Here is a 15160-nt window from a genome sequence, read left to right on the forward strand (position 1 = left end):
TCCTCTAATTACGCACGTGGATGGTATTTTTGGTATTCACTCGTCAAATGCTCATGCGAAACGTGGGTATAAATTTGGGTGGTGGATAGATCAGCATGGCCCAGCAACTCTTGAACCGTACGCAAGTCGGCCCCGTGCTCTAACAACCGGGTGGCAAACGTATGTCGCAACGTATGCGGCGTGATGTTTTTCTGAATTCCCGCCTGCGCCGCCGCCTGCTTTAATAATTTCCACACACTTTGCCGACTCAATTGTCCCCCATGGGCGTTTAAAAACACATAGGGGCTCCGCTTTTGTTTTAACAGCTCGGGCCGGACGGTTTCTAAATATGTGGTTAGCCAGTGAATGGCGACAGCATCAATCGGCACAATGCGCTCCTTATCCCCTTTCCCTAACGTTTGGATTAAATTCATTTCCAAATGCAAATCCTGCAACCTCAAGTTAACCAGCTCAGAAACCCGGAGTCCAGTTGCATACAACACCTCGAGGATGGCCCGATCTCGCTTTCCGAGTTTGCGATTAACTAGTGGAACTGCCAATAAGCGATCCGTTTCTTGTTCGGTCAAAACGGACGGCAGATGGGTGCCTCGTTTGGGGGTGGCAATTTTTTGCATTGGATCAACCGTAATGACCTGTAAGCGCATCAAATATTGGAAAAACTTCCGCAGGGAGGAAACACTGTGAATCACCGAATTCCGAGCCTTCCCCCCCTGCTTTTCCTGTTCTAAATAACTTAACACCGTAAACTGATCCACTGCCGCCCAGCTAGTCACCTGCTGGTCAGCCAAATACGTAGCAAATTGGGTTAAATCCTGGCGGTAACTCTTAATCGAGTTATCCGAGAGCCCCCGTTCGACCACGAGATAATGTAAATAATTTTCCAGTTGCTCATTCACGCTGGTCCTCCACGAGTTGAATTCCAGTAGCGGTAATGTTGATTTGGTGGCGTTTAAATAAGTTCCCCAGCGCCCGCTTGAACTGACTCTTGCTGATTCCGAAGTACGTTTGAATGGCTTCTGGATCACTATGATCGTTGTACGGTAAAAAATGATCCGCCCGCATTGCAAGCGTCCGATAAATCATTTCAGCATCATCGGAAATGGCCTCGTAAGCTCGGGGCCGCATCGATAAGTAGACGGTTTTATTGGGGCGAATTCCAATGATTCGAGCGGTGATTAATTCACCTAACCGGGGTTCTTGCTCCACTTCAGAACGGTCAATGAACCCCAACTGATACTGGTCGGTTAACACCTGGGTCCCCATTTTTTTCGGGTTGATTACCCGGGCCTTGATGGTCCGATTTTTTAACTTTGGATTAGTTGCTGGCTGTGAAATTGCTTTAAAGACTTCTTCATCGGCCAATTCGCCCCACAATCGCCCCTTACTGTCCCGCCGTAAGGCTACTAATAACTGATCCCCGACGTCCGGCCAGAGGGAACGCATGGCGGGTAAATCATCCATCGAGACGGCTAAGTCCTTGTCGGGGAGCCCTAGGTCAATAAACACGCCCAGACCAAATTTTTTGCTTACCACGGTTCCCCAGCCATACTGATCAAACCCAATCGCAGGACTTTGCCGGGTAATCCGCAGGTGATGCTGTTCATTTTCATAGGCAAACCCGCGAAAGGTGCTTCCCAGTTTTAGTGGCTTGTTAATTTCTGATTTCGCCAAGGAATAGGTTAGCCCCTCGCTTTGGACAAAATATTCCGTCGCATTTTCGTCAGTTACCTTGGTCGTAATGACAGTTCCCAGTTGCTTATTCATGTTGTTCTCCAATTTATGCGTCCGTTCAGTAAGATCAGTTAATTTTCTTAATTATACCAAAGAAAAAGGCCACCGAAAAAATTCAGCGACCTTTTTCTTAAATAAAATTTAATTAATCATTTTTAACTTGGTTACCTTGGTAAACCACTCCACGCCGAGCATCAACCGTTACCAATTCACCATCGGTAATCGTGGACGTAGCATTGTGAGCAGCAACAATTACTGGAACATCTAACGAAATTCCAATGACCGCTGCGTAAGAAGTTAAGCCACCGGTTTCAACCACAATGGCACTTGCCTTCTTCATTGCTGGCAGGTAATCCTTATTGGTGTCTTTAACTACCAGTACGCTACCTTCAACAGAGTTCGCATCAGCAGCTTGGGCGTTGTCAGCAACCACCGCCTTACCAATTACGGTGTCATCCCCAATTCCTTGCCCTTGAGCAAGCTTGGTTCCGATTAATTGAACGCGCACCGTGTTCGTTGTTCCTTCGTCACCTAATGGAACCCCGGTAGTAACGATGATTTCTTCGCCTTCTTGGGCTAAGCCAGTTTCAACTGCCTTAGAAACAGCTAAGTTCACCATTGCTTCTGCGGATTCTGGCTTTTCAACCAAGACCGGGTTAACGGCCCAGTTAACCGTTAAGCCACGCCGAACCCGATCGTCAAAGGTTAAAGCTAAGATGTTAGCATCTGGGTGATACTTAGAAATCATCCGCGCTGTGTAACCGGAACCAGTAGCAACAACAATCGTGTGAATTCCCATGTCCTTTGCAATCCGAGCGACTGATTCACCGAGTGCTTCAGTTACATCGCCATCTTGAAAGACCGGACGCGGAGTTCCAAATTCATTAAATAGTCCATCTGAAACTTCGTCAATCCGAGCCATCATTGAAACGGAAGCGACTGGGTAGTCACCGTTGGCACTTTCACCAGACAGCATCGTGGCATCCGTACCATCGTAAACGGCGTTAGCTACGTCAGAAACTTCGGCCCGCGTTGGGCGTGGTTCGTCCTGCATTGAGTCCAGCATTTGGGTTGCAGTAATCACTGGCTTACCAGCCTCATTACACATCTTAATCAACCGTTTTTGTACTGCGGGAACATTTTCGGGGGGAATTTCAACTCCCATGTCACCCCGGGCAATCATCAATCCATCAGAAACCTTCAAAATTTCTGGGAAGTTGTCAATTCCTTCTTGGGATTCAATCTTAGGAAAGATTTGGACGTCTTGCATGTTTTTTTCTTCCAACAAAGCCCGAATATCCATGATATCTTGGGGTTTCCGTACAAATGAAGCGGCAATGTAGTTAATGCCTTGGTCACAACCGAAGCGAATGTCATCCGAATCCTTTTCGGTAATTCCTGGTAAGTTGATGGAAACTCCGGGAGCATTAACCCCTTTGCGGGAACCTAAAACCCCGTTGTTCGTAACTTCCACTACTAGTTCACGGTTTTGGTCATCCTTTTCCAGGATCTTCGTTCCGACCAAACCATCATCAAAGAGAACTTGACCACCAACTTTAACATCATCGTAAAGTCCTGGATAAGTTACGGCAATCTTGTCTTTCGTACCTTCGAGGCTATCATCCATAGAAATCCGGAATTGATCACCTGTCTTGAATTCAATCTTGCCATCGGCTTGTTTCGTCGTCCGAATTTCGGCTCCCTTGGTATCCAAGAGAATCCCAGCAATCTTTCCAGTTCTCTTTTCAGCTTCTTTCACCATGTTCATCCGTGATAGGTGTTCTTCATGGTCTCCATGGGAAAAGTTGAAACGAAAAACATTTGCACCACTATTCAACAACGTTGTAATCGTATCAACGTCGTTTGAAGCTGGTCCAAGTGTACTTACGATTTTTGTTCTCTTCATAAGTAAAAGCTCTCCTTTTTTGTAAGCAAACTGTCTCCAGTTTAACTTGCCTTTATTGAATTTCGTTCTCATTGTATCACTTTTCACGTGCGCTGTCTGTATTCAACTAAAAATCATTTTAAGACCACGTTCTTCGTCCCTAACAACGCCTGTAGTTGGTCCATAACGTCCGAACTGGGATTGACTTGCCATGCCTTTGGCAACAGTTGCCGTTGCTTAGAACTCGCCCAGTATAAAATCACGGGGACCGATCCGGGATGTGCCTGCAACAGTGCCTGTAAGTGTTGCAATTGCGTGGGTTGCTCTTGGGTCGGGAGAATTTGTAAAAAGAGCCGTTTTGAACCGGTAGTTTGCTGGTGCACAACGTTTGCAGCTGGTTGGAGTTGGTCCACCACCACCTGTAAGCCCCGACGTTCTTCGACATTACCCGTAACCAGGACTACTTGGTTTGGTTGCAGCCACTCCTGTGCCGCTTGATAAACGTTCGGAAAGAGGGTTAAATCCACCTCCCCAAATTGATCAGAGGCCGTCACAAAGGCCATTAGTTGGCCTTTTTTAGTCCGAATGCTCTTGATGTGATTCACTAATAGCACGAGGTTAACGTGTTGTTGTCCCGCACTTAATTGGTTGCTACGTAAGGCGTTCTGCCTCTGTTTTAGTTGGTCATACCGTTCCACCGGATGCCCAGACAAAAAGGTCCCTAAGTACTCACTTTCGTAGTTAATTTTCTGCCAAGCAGGCCAATCCGCTTTGCGTTGAATCTCAACCTCCATGCCTGGAATTGAAGCTAACAGGGAGCCCGATAAATCAGCAGCACTGATAAACTTTGGAATCGCTTCGCTCAATTCCCGCCGATTATAACCAAACTGATCAAATGCCCCCACTGCAGCGAGGGTTTGTAAGGGTTCCACCTTGCGAAATTTCTGAGGCAGCCGTTGGATCACATCGTTTAGATCACGAAAGTCGCCTTCCTCTCTGCGCGTCGTAATGAGGGCTTGCATCAAATCAGAACGTAACCCCTTCACCGCTCGCAAACCAAACCGAATTCCTTGATCTTGATACGTAAAATCAAGCTCGCTTCGGTTAATGTCTGGCGGTAACACGGAAATGCCATCGTCCTTGGCTTCTTGAATGTAGTTTCTGATCTTAACCTGATTACCTAGGACTGAATTCAAGAGAGCGGTGAAAAAGGGCCCAGGAAAGTGAGCCTTCAAATAGGCCAGCTCAACCGCCATTTTACTGTAGGCAACCGCGTGGGATTTATTAAAACCATAACTTGCAAACTGTTCAATGTAAGCAAACGTCTGCTCCGCCGTTTCCTGTGAATAGCCATTGTGCAAGGATCCTGAAATAAAGCGTTCCCGCATCGACTCCATTTCTTGATGGTGCTTCTTACTCATGGCTCGTCGTAACACGTCAGCTTGTCCCAGTGAAAAGCCGGCCATCGTGGCGGCCAACTGCATTACTTGTTCTTGATAAACAATGATGCCATAGGTTGCGCCCAAAATCTTTTGAATGGCCGCATTTTGGTAATGATATTCTTCTTGCCCATTTTTCCGTTTAATGAAGGTATCAATGTTTTCCATGGGACCCGGACGATACAAGGCGTTAACCGCCGCAATTAGTTCAAAGCGGTCCGGGTGCATTCGGCGCAGTACTTGTTTAATCCCGCTGGATTCAAACTGGAACACGCCGTTGGTTCGACCGGCTTGAAATAGCTCCATAGTCTGCGAATCATTAAGGTCAATTTTAGTCACGTCAAAATCGGCATCCAGTTGGTTGTGCACGATTTGTAAAATGTTCGCCATGATGGAGAGGTTCCGTAACCCCAAGAAATCAATTTTTAACAAGCCCACATCTTCAACGTAGTACTTTGAGTATTGGGTCATTAGTAACCCTTCGTTTCCGGCCTGAACCGGCGCCTTTTCCACGATTGGTTGGTCACTTAAGATGACCCCGGCTGCGTGGGTCGAGTAGTGACGGGGTAAGCCCTCTAACTGTTGGGCCGTTTTAAACAGGGTCGCGTTCAGCGGTTGATCTGCAATTAGGTTTTGTAATTTTTGGGACTCCTGTAAAGCGTTGCTTAGGGTTTGGTGCAAATGATTGGGAATCGCGGCGCTCCACTGGTTCATTTGTTCGGGGCGCATTCCAAACACCCGGCCCACATCGCGAATTGCTTGCTTGGCCCCGAGGGTCCCAAAGGTAATAATTTGGGCTACGTGGGTGTCACCGTAACGATCATGCACGTACTGCAGAATTTCATCACGTTGGTCATCCGGAATATCCATGTCAATATCTGGCATTTGGGCCCGTTCTTCGTTCAAAAATCGTTCAAACAGCAGGTCGTACTTAATTGGGTCGACATCGGTAATCCGTAAAACATAGGCCACTAACGACCCCGCGGCAGAGCCCCGACCCGGTCCCGTAATAATGTGCTGCTGGTGGGCAAAATTAATGACATCCCACACAATCAAAAAGTAGTCGCTAAAACCCATCCGGTCAATGACGTCCAGTTCATGTTGCAACCGCTCGGTATAGGCCGCGGGGGGAGCCTGGTGCAGTCGGTCGGCTAAGCCCTTCGTACACAACTCCTGGAGGTACGCAATTGCTGACTCCTGATTAGGCGTTTCAAACCGCGGAAGATGCGGTGTTTGCTTGGGGATGTGCACGTCACAGGCGGCCACAATTTTTTGGTTAACTGTCAACGCCGCCTGAAGGGATTGCTGTTGGTAGGCTTGTTCCACTTCCTGAGCTGGTCGGAGCCAGTGCTTGCCTAACAGGGCCTGTTGTTCTGGAATTGAACCGAGTGGAGTCCCCGTATCAATGGAACGTAGTACCCGCACGTCAAAGTAATCGGTAGCTTGTAAGTAATCAACGGCATTTAAGGCCACTAACTCGGTCTGCGTGGCATCTGCCACGGCTTGCCGGGCAGTAATCACAGCAGCAGTGGCATCCATTGGGAGGCCGAGTTTGACGGCCTCCGGATCGGCAAGGGCGGTTAAGGTCTGGACGACTTGAATGGCATCGGCGGGCCGGTCATAGTCTAGCAATGATAGTGCTTCGCTACTCTCTGGCAGTAACACAAACAGATCCGTTAACCAGTCGGCCATTTGGTCCAGTGTGAGCGCGTCTGATTTTGTCATCGCAAGTGACGACAACTGCATTAAATTTTGATAACCGGTTTGATTTTTGGCCAATAGCACCAGTTCGAACTGGTGCTCCGTCAAAACCGTTCCCTGAACCGTTAGCTTTAACCCGATGATTGGTTTTAACCCCTGCTGCCGGGCTTCCTTTTCAAACGCGACAGCTCCGTACATCACGTTTTGATCGGTTAACGCCACAGCGTTATAACCCTGCTTCTTTGCAGCGGAAACTAGGTCTGGTAGCTTAGTTGTACTTTGCAATAAGCTGTAGGAACTAATATTTTGTAATGGTGCATACGCCATCAGCGACCGCTCCCTTCGTTAATTTGCTTCTTCTTAATTATAGCAGACCGCCGCGAACTTCCTTTTCTCCCGTCTCCTAATTGCAATTTTAATAATTAGTGATACACTACTAGTGAATAAAGGAGTGGATATCAATGCGCATTATTGCTACAAATTTAACAACGCTCTTATGGGGTGTGCTCTACGGTGAAGTCATTGGGTACATCGGAGCCGCCCTGTTGCAAACTCCGTTTACGACAACGGTCGCACTCGATGTGGCAATTGTAGGAGCCATCGTTGCCCTGATCGGGGTCAACGTTATCAAATTCGTGATGAAACCGTAACTATTAAAAAACCTGGAAATTAATTTCCAGGTTTTTTTTATTGAAATTGAAACGGATCGGTATTAAGTTCCGATTCTAAGACCGTAATTTCCCAATGTGCCTCAGCTTTCCACTGGTCAAATAAATCACGAAGACGCGGTTTGCAGATGCTTTCGATGTGATGTCCCGGATCAAGCGCCGTTAAGCCCGTGGCTAACAAATCCTGTGCCGTATGGTAAAACAGATCGCCCGTGATGTAAACATCCGCATGCTGGGCCAGAGCCGCTGGATAAAATTTACCCCCACTACCGCCTAAAATGGCCACCCGCTGCACCACTTGCTTTGGATCAAAACTTACGACCCGGATCCCACGCAGGTTAAACCGCTCCCGACAGCGAGTTGCCAGTTCCGTTAAGGTCATGGGCTGGGGCAACATGCCGACCCGCCCCATAGCAAGTTCTGGTTCGTCATCCTGTTGTTCGTGTTCAACCAAACCCGTCGTTTGCTCTAATCCCAGAGTGGCTGCTAACCAATCATTCATGCCCCCCGGTGCATTATCCAGGTTGGTGTGGGCCGCATAAACCGTAATATTATGCTTTAATAACTCCGCATACATTGCATTTTGGGGGTTAGCCAAATCTAAATTCGTGGCGGGCCGAAACATTACCGGATGGTGGGCAAAGATAAAATCAACGTTGCAAACGATGGCTTCTTGTACCACCTCTGGCCGCACGTCGAGCGTTGTCATCATTTGATGTACCACAGCCTCTCGATCACCTAACTGAAAACCGGTAGGATCCCCTGGTTCTTTAAACGTTAACGGGGCAAATTGTTCAAAGCGGTCAATAATTTCACTAACCTTTGTCATTAAGTACCTCCTGAATGGCTGTAATGCGAGCTTGCATCGCCGCCATTTTAGCCACGGGTTGCTTTCGAGAAGCTTGCAACCGCCGCAAAATAAGTTCACTCTTGTGGAGCCGCTCCTGCCATTTGTGGCGAAAAATCGCACTCCGTTCCCTAACTAAGTACGGGCCAAACTCCAACTCCGTTTTGGTTAATGCGGGTGGATTAGGCAAAAATTCAGCCCGCAACATTTCGTAAAAGTGCCCAGCATCTTCGACGAGTTGTTCAGCCGTAATCTGATAGTGATTAGCTTGCAACCACCGGCGCAAGACGTTTTCATCGACATTTGGCTGCAACACCAAGACCGGATGCTGCCGTAACTGCGCTTGGCCTCGCGTCAGGATTTCCGTAATCAGTTCGCCCCCCATGCCGGCGATTACAATCACGTCCACCTGTTCGTCGGGAGCAAGGACTGTTAGTCCGTCCCCTAACCGCGCCTGCATTACGGCTTCTAAACCTAGTTTGGTAATTTCGCGCTGCGCGTTTGCTAACGGGCCCTGGCGGACCTCGCCCGCAATCGCCGTCTGAATCACTTGGCGTTGCAACAAATAGGCCGGTAAATAAGCATGGTCAGAGCCAATGTCCACTAACTTAGGCACCGACGGAACTAAGGCGGCCACCGCTTGCAATCGTTTGGATAGGTGTTGAATTGTCATACTTCCTCCCGGCAAAAAAACAGGGATCCCCATGGATCTCTGTTTTTTAATTAATCTAAAAAGTCTTTCAATTGTTTACTGCGAGATGGGTGCCGTAACTTGCGTAACGCCTTTGCCTCAATTTGCCGAATTCGTTCTCGCGTTACCCCAAAGACCTTACCAACTTCTTCTAACGTCCGGGTCCGACCATCGTCAAGCCCAAACCGAAGTCGTAAGACATTTTCTTCTCGGTCCGTAAGAGTGTCTAAAACCCCTTCTAACTGTTCTTTCAATAGTTCATACGAAGCATGGTCTTCGGGACTGGTAGCCTCTTTATCTTCGATGAAATCGCCAAGGTGGGAGTCATCCTCTTCCCCAATCGGCGTTTCTAAGGATACGGGTTCCTGAGAAATCTTCAGAATGTTACGAACCTTGGCGGTTGGCATGTCCATTTCTGCGCCAATTTCAATGGGAAGTGGTTCGCGACCAAGGTCTTGCAATAACTGCCGTTGGACCCGAATTAACTTGTTAATGGTCTCAACCATGTGGACTGGAATCCGAATCGTGCGAGCTTGATCAGCAATCGCCCGGGTAATCGCCTGGCGAATCCACCAAGTAGCATACGTTGAGAATTTAAAACCCTTGCGGTAATCAAACTTTTCAACGGCCTTCATGAGACCCATGTTTCCTTCTTGAATTAAGTCTAAGAACTGCATACCCCGACCAACGTAACGTTTAGCAATCGAAACAACCAATCGTAAGTTGGCTTCGGCGAGCTCCTGCTTGGCTTCCTCGTCGCCTTCTTCGATTCGAAGGGCTAACTGCACTTCTTGGTCAGCAGTTAGCAATGGGACCCGCCCAATTTCTTTCAGGTACATCCGAACGGGATCGTTGATCTTAACCCCTTGCGAGCTCGAGGCATTCTTCAGTTCCTTTTGGGTAACCTTTTTAGCGGCTTCTAAGGCCCGGGGATCCGGTTCTCCGTGTTCGTCAACGATGCTAATTCCATCGTCTTCGACCTTTTCTAACAACTCATTCATTTGTTTCTTCTTCAGATCAAAGGGAACTTGAAGTTCTGATTCCAAGGTTGCATACGTGACATGCCCAATTTTTTTATATTTCTTCACTAAAGCTTGGTAAACCTTGTGGTACCCGTCTTGATCAAACTCTTTTTTCAGATCCTGATTCAGTCGTTCCTGCTTTGCAGCGGTGGTACTTTTTGCTTTGGGAGTCGCTTTTTTTAGTTCTGCGTTTTTACGTGCTTTTCGTTCTGCCATTTAAATTCCTCCCCGGTTTAATCGTCAGTTGCCTTGAGCCGATCTAACTCTTGTTGGAGCTTAATCAAATCGGTCGCGAGTTTGAGTTGTTGTAATTCATTCCCCGTTTGCTCGGCAACTGCAAATTCATGTTTTAAAGTCTTGATTTGCGCGGTTAACGGCGCATCCTGTTGTATTATTTTAACACAATCAGCAACTGCCTGGGCACTATAGTAATCGTAAGCTGGTGTCATTTCTAACTCCGCTAAGACCGATTGTAGGTGCCGTTCCCCCACAAAATCGTTAAACTCAGCAGAATCATATTCAGCATGCTGGCGGAAAAATTCCTGCGCAAACAAGTAGAGTTGTTGATAATCATCGTGTACGAAGTTAAATTCGGGCCGATTAATCACCTGGGTCCACACGTTTGAATCATGGAGCATCGCCGTTAATAGCTGCCGTTCGGCGTTTTCAACCCGCGAATACCGGGGTTGTTCCCGCTGCTGGGGTGTAGCTCGTGGCGGGGTGTCCTTTGCATGAGCGGGCCGTTGTTCATGTTCTAAGCGCTGGCGGTCTTGATCACACTGCTCTTGCAGGCTAGCAAGCCCCAAATCCAAATCAGTAGCTAAGTCCTTTAGGTAGACGGTTCGTTCCACCGAACTATCCAGCCTGGCAATTAACCGCGTTGCTTGTTGGGCATAGTCAATCCGCTCTGCTTCATTGCTAAGGTTGAACTGCGTCCGTAAGTACCGCAAGCGAAATTTAATGACCGGTTCCCGACCGCTTTTGACGATGCTTTGAAAGCCAGCCGCCCCAAATTCACGCCGGTATTCATCAGGGTCCATCCCATTTGGAATCTGAATGACTCCAATTTGGAATTGCTTGGTCTGTTCTAATAGAGTTACCGCCCGCGCGATTGCTTTTTGTCCGGGAGTGTCACCATCGTAAAAAATGTCAATGTGATCGGTGACCCGCTTCAAATCATAAATTTGTTCTTCGGTCAGACTGGTTCCCATGGAAGCTACTCCGTTCTCAATGCCAGCCTGCGTCGCAGAAATCACGTCCATGAAACCCTCAAACAAAATCAGCCGGTGTTTTTGCCGCGCTGCCTGGCGGGCTGGCGCATAGTTATATAAAACCCGCCGCTTGTTAAAGATTGCCGTTTCCGGACTATTTAAGTACTTTGGCGCGTTATCATCCGGTTGCAACAGGCGCCCGGAGAAGCCCACGATGGCTCCGGTTAGGTTCGCAATTGGAAACATCAACCGGTTCGAGAACCGGTCTTTCAAATTCCCCTGTTGATCTTCGACGAACATCCCGGTCTTGCGCAACGTTTGATAATCCGTTTTCCGTTCGGCAAAGAAGGACTGGAGCACTTGATTGCCGGGCGCGTACCCCAGGTTAAAACGGTCAATCATTTCCGGACTAATCTGGCGCTTTTTTAGGTAAGCCCGGGCTGATTCTCCCAGTTTCGTATTAACCAAGATGTGGTGATACAACTGGGCGGCTTCCTGATGAGCAGCAATTAACGGTTGTTGCTGCTGGTGTTTCGGATTGGGTGCTTGGGTCGTGACCCCCGCTGGCAACTCAATTCCATCATCCTTCGCCACTGCTTCCACTGCTTCGGGAAAGGAGAGCCCCTTTAAATCCATTAAAAAGGTAAAAACATTCCCCCCCCGACCGCAACTAAAACAGTGAAAAATTTGTTTGCCTTCATTTACCGAAAACGAGGCGGTCCGTTCTTCGTGAAAGGGACATAAGCCAAACAAGTTTTGCCCCGCTTTTTTTAACTGAACGTACTTACTGACCACGTCCGTAATGTTGGTACTGGTCCGCACCCGTTCAACAAAGTCTTCTGGCAACTTTGGCATGTTGGTCACCATCCTTCACTTGGCTTTTTACTTTACCATGACCGCTTCTACGTCAGCAAAATGCTGAATTAAAGCCGCTAATTGCTGCATTTCCGTTAGTCGATTCTGCCGAACGGCCGGATCCTTGGTCATGATCATCGTTGCATCAAAATAACTGGCAATCACGGTTCGCAAATCTGCCAACGCTGCATAAGCGGCTGCGGCTGGCAGGGTAACAAAATTCTGCTGGAGTTGCTTGACTGCGGTATCCATTGCTTGTTCAGCTTCGTTTTCAAACAAGGCGGGATTAACCTCGTTATCAGCTAATGGGGCATCGGCCTGTGCTGCAATCCGAGTTACCCGGGTCAAGGCTTCAATGACTGCTTTAAAATCAGCCTGGTCATGTGCAGTTCGTAACGTTAGCGCACTCTGTTCATTGTAGTTAATGTCGGTACTGGTAGCCGCAACCGCCGCATTGACAAGGTCATAACTGACCCCTGTATCCTTGAGCTCCTTTTTAATCCGTTCCTTAATAAACGCAATCACGTCAGTAAAGACGGGCGTTTGGTCAACCTTAGGCAGGACAGCCTGCTCTGTTTCCGCTGTCACAATCGCTTCTAATAACGGATGCAGTGGTAGGGTCCACTGTCGATCCGTCACGATGCGCACAATTCCAGTTGCTTGGCGTCGAAGTGCATAGGGATCGTTAGACCCACTGGGGATCATTCCAGCAGCAAAGAAGGTCATGATACTATCCAACTTGTCAGCAACCGCTAACACCGCTCCGACCGGGGATGCCGGTAGGGCACCATCCGCAGCAATTGGTTGATAGTGTTCCCGGATGGCCTGAGCGACCTCTGGATCCTCACCCTGTAACAGCGCGTACTTCTCCCCCATAATCCCTTGTAATTCAGAAAATTCACCAACCATCCCAGTTACAAGGTCAAACTTATAGATGGAAGCGGCCCGGTCGAGGTGGGTCAACTGGCGCTTCGTGAGCCCCACCCGTTCACCAATTAAACGGGCAATCACCTGAACTCGTTGCATTTTGGCATACATCGATGAAATCTGATCATGGAAGGTCACGTCCTTGAGCTTCTGCACGAAGTAATCGAGGTCATGTTGCTGGTCTTCCTGGTAGAAGAATTCCGCATCATACAAACGAGCAGCCAGAACCTTTTCGTTTCCCGTAATGACGTTATCAAGGTACTCACCGTTTCCGTTACGAACGGAAACAAAGTGGGGCAATAAGTTACCGGCTTGATCCTCCACGGCAAAGAACCGTTGGTGATTGCGCATGGAAGTAATCAAAACTTCCTTCGGAATGGCTAAAAAGCGGGGGTCAAAATCACCAGCAAAGCTGGTCGGCCATTCCACCAAGTTATTAACTTCTTCCAATAAATCAGTTTCGACGGGAATCTGCCAATCATGTTCATCGGCAATAGCCGCAATTTGAGCTTTGATTTTAACTTTGCGTTTGGCCGCATCGGCAATGACAAATTCTTGTTCTAAAGCCGGTTCGTAATCGGAGCCCTTCCTTAAGGCAACCGGATTACCTAAGAAGCGGTGTCCGTAGGTTGTCCGCCCCGCCCGGACGTTTACAATCTCTAACGGTAAGACCTCTTCATCGAGGAGGGCTACCAACCATTTGATGGGTCGAACAAATTGAAAGTGGTTCGTCCCCCACTTCATCATGGTTGGAAAGTTAAGGGACTTAATCACGTCGACTAACCCGAGTAAGACCTCCCCCACCGGCTTACCGGTGACGTGTTTATTGACAAACACGTAGTCCGTTCCCTTGACCGTTTTAAAGGTGATGGCGTCTGGCGTAACTCCTTGGCCCTTTGTAAACCCAAGGGCCGCTTTACTCCAGCTACCGTCCTCATTTTGTGCGATTCGCTTGGCCGGCCCCTTGACCTCTTCATCAATATCGGGCTGCTTAGTGGCTAAACCAGTAATTTGAAGGGCCAACCGCCGGGGCGTCGAAAAGGGTTTAATGTGTTCGTAACTAATGCGTTCGGCTTGCAGAAATTGTTCCACCTTGGTCATTAGCTGGTGGATGCTTGGGGTTACAACGTGCGCAGGCATTTCCTCTAAGCCAATCTCTAATAGAAAATCACGTGTCATTATTTTGCCTCCCCCTTTTGTTTTGCTTGTTGGTGCACAGTTGCTTCGTGTTTTTTCGTATATTCAGCGAGTACGGCAGCCCGCGTTTGTGGATCCTTAATCAACGGGAAGCCTAACTTTCGGCGTTCTTCTACAAAGGCCTGGGCAATTCCGTGGGCCATTTTCCGAATCCGGGCAAGATACCCGGCCCGTTCCGTCACCGAAACGGCTCCGCGGGCATCCAGTTGGTTAAAAGTATGACTACACTTTAAAACGTAGTCGTAGGCGGGATGCACTAAGCCGAGTTTAATCAACCGTTGTGCTTCCGTTTCGTATGCATCAAATAATTGATGGAGCATAACTTGGTTACTTTCCTCGAAACTATATTTAGAGTGTTCGTACTCCGGTTCTTTGAAGATATCGCCATACTTAACCCCATCCGACCATTCGAGATCAAAAACGTTGTTAACGGCTTGAATGTAAGACGCTAGTCGTTCCAACCCGTAGGTAATTTCCACGGCCACGGGATCCATCTGTAAGCCTCCCACGACTTGGAAGTAGGTAAACTGCGTTACTTCCATCCCATCGAGCCAGACTTCCCAACCAACTCCGGCACAACCCATTGAGGGGTTTTCCCAGTTGTCTTCCACAAACCGAATGTCGTGTTCTAAGGGATTAATCCCCAGTTCCTCTAGGGAGTGAATGTACAGATTTTGAATGTCGTCTGGCGAGGGTTTCATGAGGACCTGAAACTGATGGTGTTGGTACAACCGATTCGGGTTTTCTCCGTACCGACCATCTGCCGGGCGTCTCGATGGTTCTACGTAACAGACGTTCCACGGTTCTGGTCCAATGGCCCGCAGGAAGGTAAACGGACTCATCGTCCCAGCCCCTTTTTCGGTATCGTACGCATCCATTACCATGCACCCTTGCTGACCCCAATACTTTTTCAGCGTGGCTGCAATTGCTTGCATTGAGAGCTTTTTTGTCATGTTAATTCCTCCATTTCTCAAACAAATAAAAAA

11 protein-coding genes are annotated in these 15160 nt (G+C 48.2%); 1 reads left to right on the plus strand and 10 read right to left on the minus strand.

The genetic code is table 11. The annotated features are described in order from the left end of the window. Positions 1–8: 8 nt before the first annotated feature. The 4 genes from xerD to dnaE all read right to left on the minus strand — a co-directional run bounded on the left by xerD (position 9) and on the right by dnaE (position 7083). Complete coding sequence (xerD, locus tag M8332_RS03750; RefSeq protein WP_252779512.1) at positions 9–896, minus strand: site-specific tyrosine recombinase XerD; 888 nt, start codon at positions 894–896, stop codon at positions 9–11. Further along, positions 889–1764: a CvfB family protein gene (locus M8332_RS03755; protein WP_252779514.1), complete on the minus strand. Its 876-nt coding sequence runs from the start codon at positions 1762–1764 to the stop codon at positions 889–891. The genes xerD and M8332_RS03755 overlap by 8 nt, the downstream gene beginning before the upstream one ends. Positions 1765–1876: 112 nt before the next feature. Beyond that, positions 1877–3637: a pyruvate kinase gene (pyk, locus tag M8332_RS03760; protein WP_252779515.1), complete on the minus strand. Its 1761-nt coding sequence runs from the start codon at positions 3635–3637 to the stop codon at positions 1877–1879. A 113-nt stretch (positions 3638–3750) separates the two neighbouring features. Then, entirely contained in the window at positions 3751–7083 is a 3333-nt protein-coding gene (dnaE, locus tag M8332_RS03765; protein ID WP_252779517.1) for a DNA polymerase III subunit alpha, read from the minus strand. 134 nt (positions 7084–7217) lie between these two features. Here dnaE and M8332_RS03770 point away from each other — a divergent pair, with 134 nt between their 5' ends. Continuing rightward, positions 7218–7406, plus strand: a complete 189-nt coding sequence (locus M8332_RS03770; protein WP_252779519.1) for a DUF2929 family protein — start codon at positions 7218–7220, stop codon at positions 7404–7406. Between the two features lie 37 nt (positions 7407–7443). Here the strand turns inward: M8332_RS03770 and M8332_RS03775 are convergent, their stop codons facing one another. From M8332_RS03775 to glyQ, 6 genes are read right to left on the minus strand one after another with little or no spacing between them, the layout of a single operon-like run. Continuing rightward, positions 7444–8253, minus strand: a complete 810-nt coding sequence (locus M8332_RS03775) for a Nif3-like dinuclear metal center hexameric protein (RefSeq protein ID WP_252779520.1) — start codon at positions 8251–8253, stop codon at positions 7444–7446. Further along, complete coding sequence (locus M8332_RS03780; RefSeq protein ID WP_252779521.1) at positions 8240–8944, minus strand: tRNA (adenine(22)-N(1))-methyltransferase; 705 nt, start codon at positions 8942–8944, stop codon at positions 8240–8242. Before M8332_RS03780 ends, M8332_RS03775 begins: the two co-directional genes overlap by 14 nt. Positions 8945–8994: 50 nt before the next feature. Continuing rightward, the gene (rpoD, locus tag M8332_RS03785; RefSeq protein WP_252779522.1) at positions 8995–10200 is read right to left on the minus strand and encodes an RNA polymerase sigma factor RpoD; all 1206 of its coding nucleotides are present in this window, start codon (positions 10198–10200) and stop codon (positions 8995–8997) included. A 17-nt stretch (positions 10201–10217) separates the two neighbouring features. Continuing rightward, a complete protein-coding gene (gene dnaG / locus M8332_RS03790) occupies positions 10218–12050 on the minus strand; it encodes a DNA primase (protein ID WP_252779523.1) in 1833 nt (610 codons plus the stop codon). Between the two features lie 27 nt (positions 12051–12077). Then, the gene (gene glyS / locus M8332_RS03795) at positions 12078–14156 is read right to left on the minus strand and encodes a glycine--tRNA ligase subunit beta (RefSeq protein ID WP_252779524.1); all 2079 of its coding nucleotides are present in this window, start codon (positions 14154–14156) and stop codon (positions 12078–12080) included. Continuing rightward, the gene (gene glyQ / locus M8332_RS03800; RefSeq protein WP_252779525.1) at positions 14156–15127 is read right to left on the minus strand and encodes a glycine--tRNA ligase subunit alpha; all 972 of its coding nucleotides are present in this window, start codon (positions 15125–15127) and stop codon (positions 14156–14158) included. Before glyQ ends, glyS begins: the two co-directional genes overlap by 1 nt. Between the last annotated feature and the right edge of the window lie 33 nt (positions 15128–15160).

The sequence above is a fragment of the Fructilactobacillus ixorae genome, from assembly GCF_024029915.1.
GTDB classification, from domain to species: domain Bacteria; phylum Bacillota; class Bacilli; order Lactobacillales; family Lactobacillaceae; genus Fructilactobacillus; species Fructilactobacillus ixorae.

Coding starts and splice junctions, on each gene's coding strand:
- M8332_RS03755 (WP_252779514.1), bottom strand. CDS start 1,764: ATGAATAAGCAACTGGGAACTGTCATTACGACCAAGGTAACTGACGAA.
- pyk (WP_252779515.1), bottom strand. CDS start 3,637: ATGAAGAGAACAAAAATCGTAAGTACACTTGGACCAGCTTCAAACGAC.
- dnaE (WP_252779517.1), bottom strand. CDS start 7,083: ATGGCGTATGCACCATTACAAAATATTAGTTCCTACAGCTTATTGCAA.
- M8332_RS03770 (WP_252779519.1), top strand. CDS start 7,218: ATGCGCATTATTGCTACAAATTTAACAACGCTCTTATGGGGTGTGCTC.
- M8332_RS03775 (WP_252779520.1), bottom strand. CDS start 8,253: ATGACAAAGGTTAGTGAAATTATTGACCGCTTTGAACAATTTGCCCCG.
- M8332_RS03780 (WP_252779521.1), bottom strand. CDS start 8,944: ATGACAATTCAACACCTATCCAAACGATTGCAAGCGGTGGCCGCCTTA.
- rpoD (WP_252779522.1), bottom strand. CDS start 10,200: ATGGCAGAACGAAAAGCACGTAAAAACGCAGAACTAAAAAAAGCGACT.
- dnaG (WP_252779523.1), bottom strand. CDS start 12,050: ATGCCAAAGTTGCCAGAAGACTTTGTTGAACGGGTGCGGACCAGTACC.
- glyS (WP_252779524.1), bottom strand. CDS start 14,156: ATGACACGTGATTTTCTATTAGAGATTGGCTTAGAGGAAATGCCTGCG.
- glyQ (WP_252779525.1), bottom strand. CDS start 15,127: ATGACAAAAAAGCTCTCAATGCAAGCAATTGCAGCCACGCTGAAAAAG.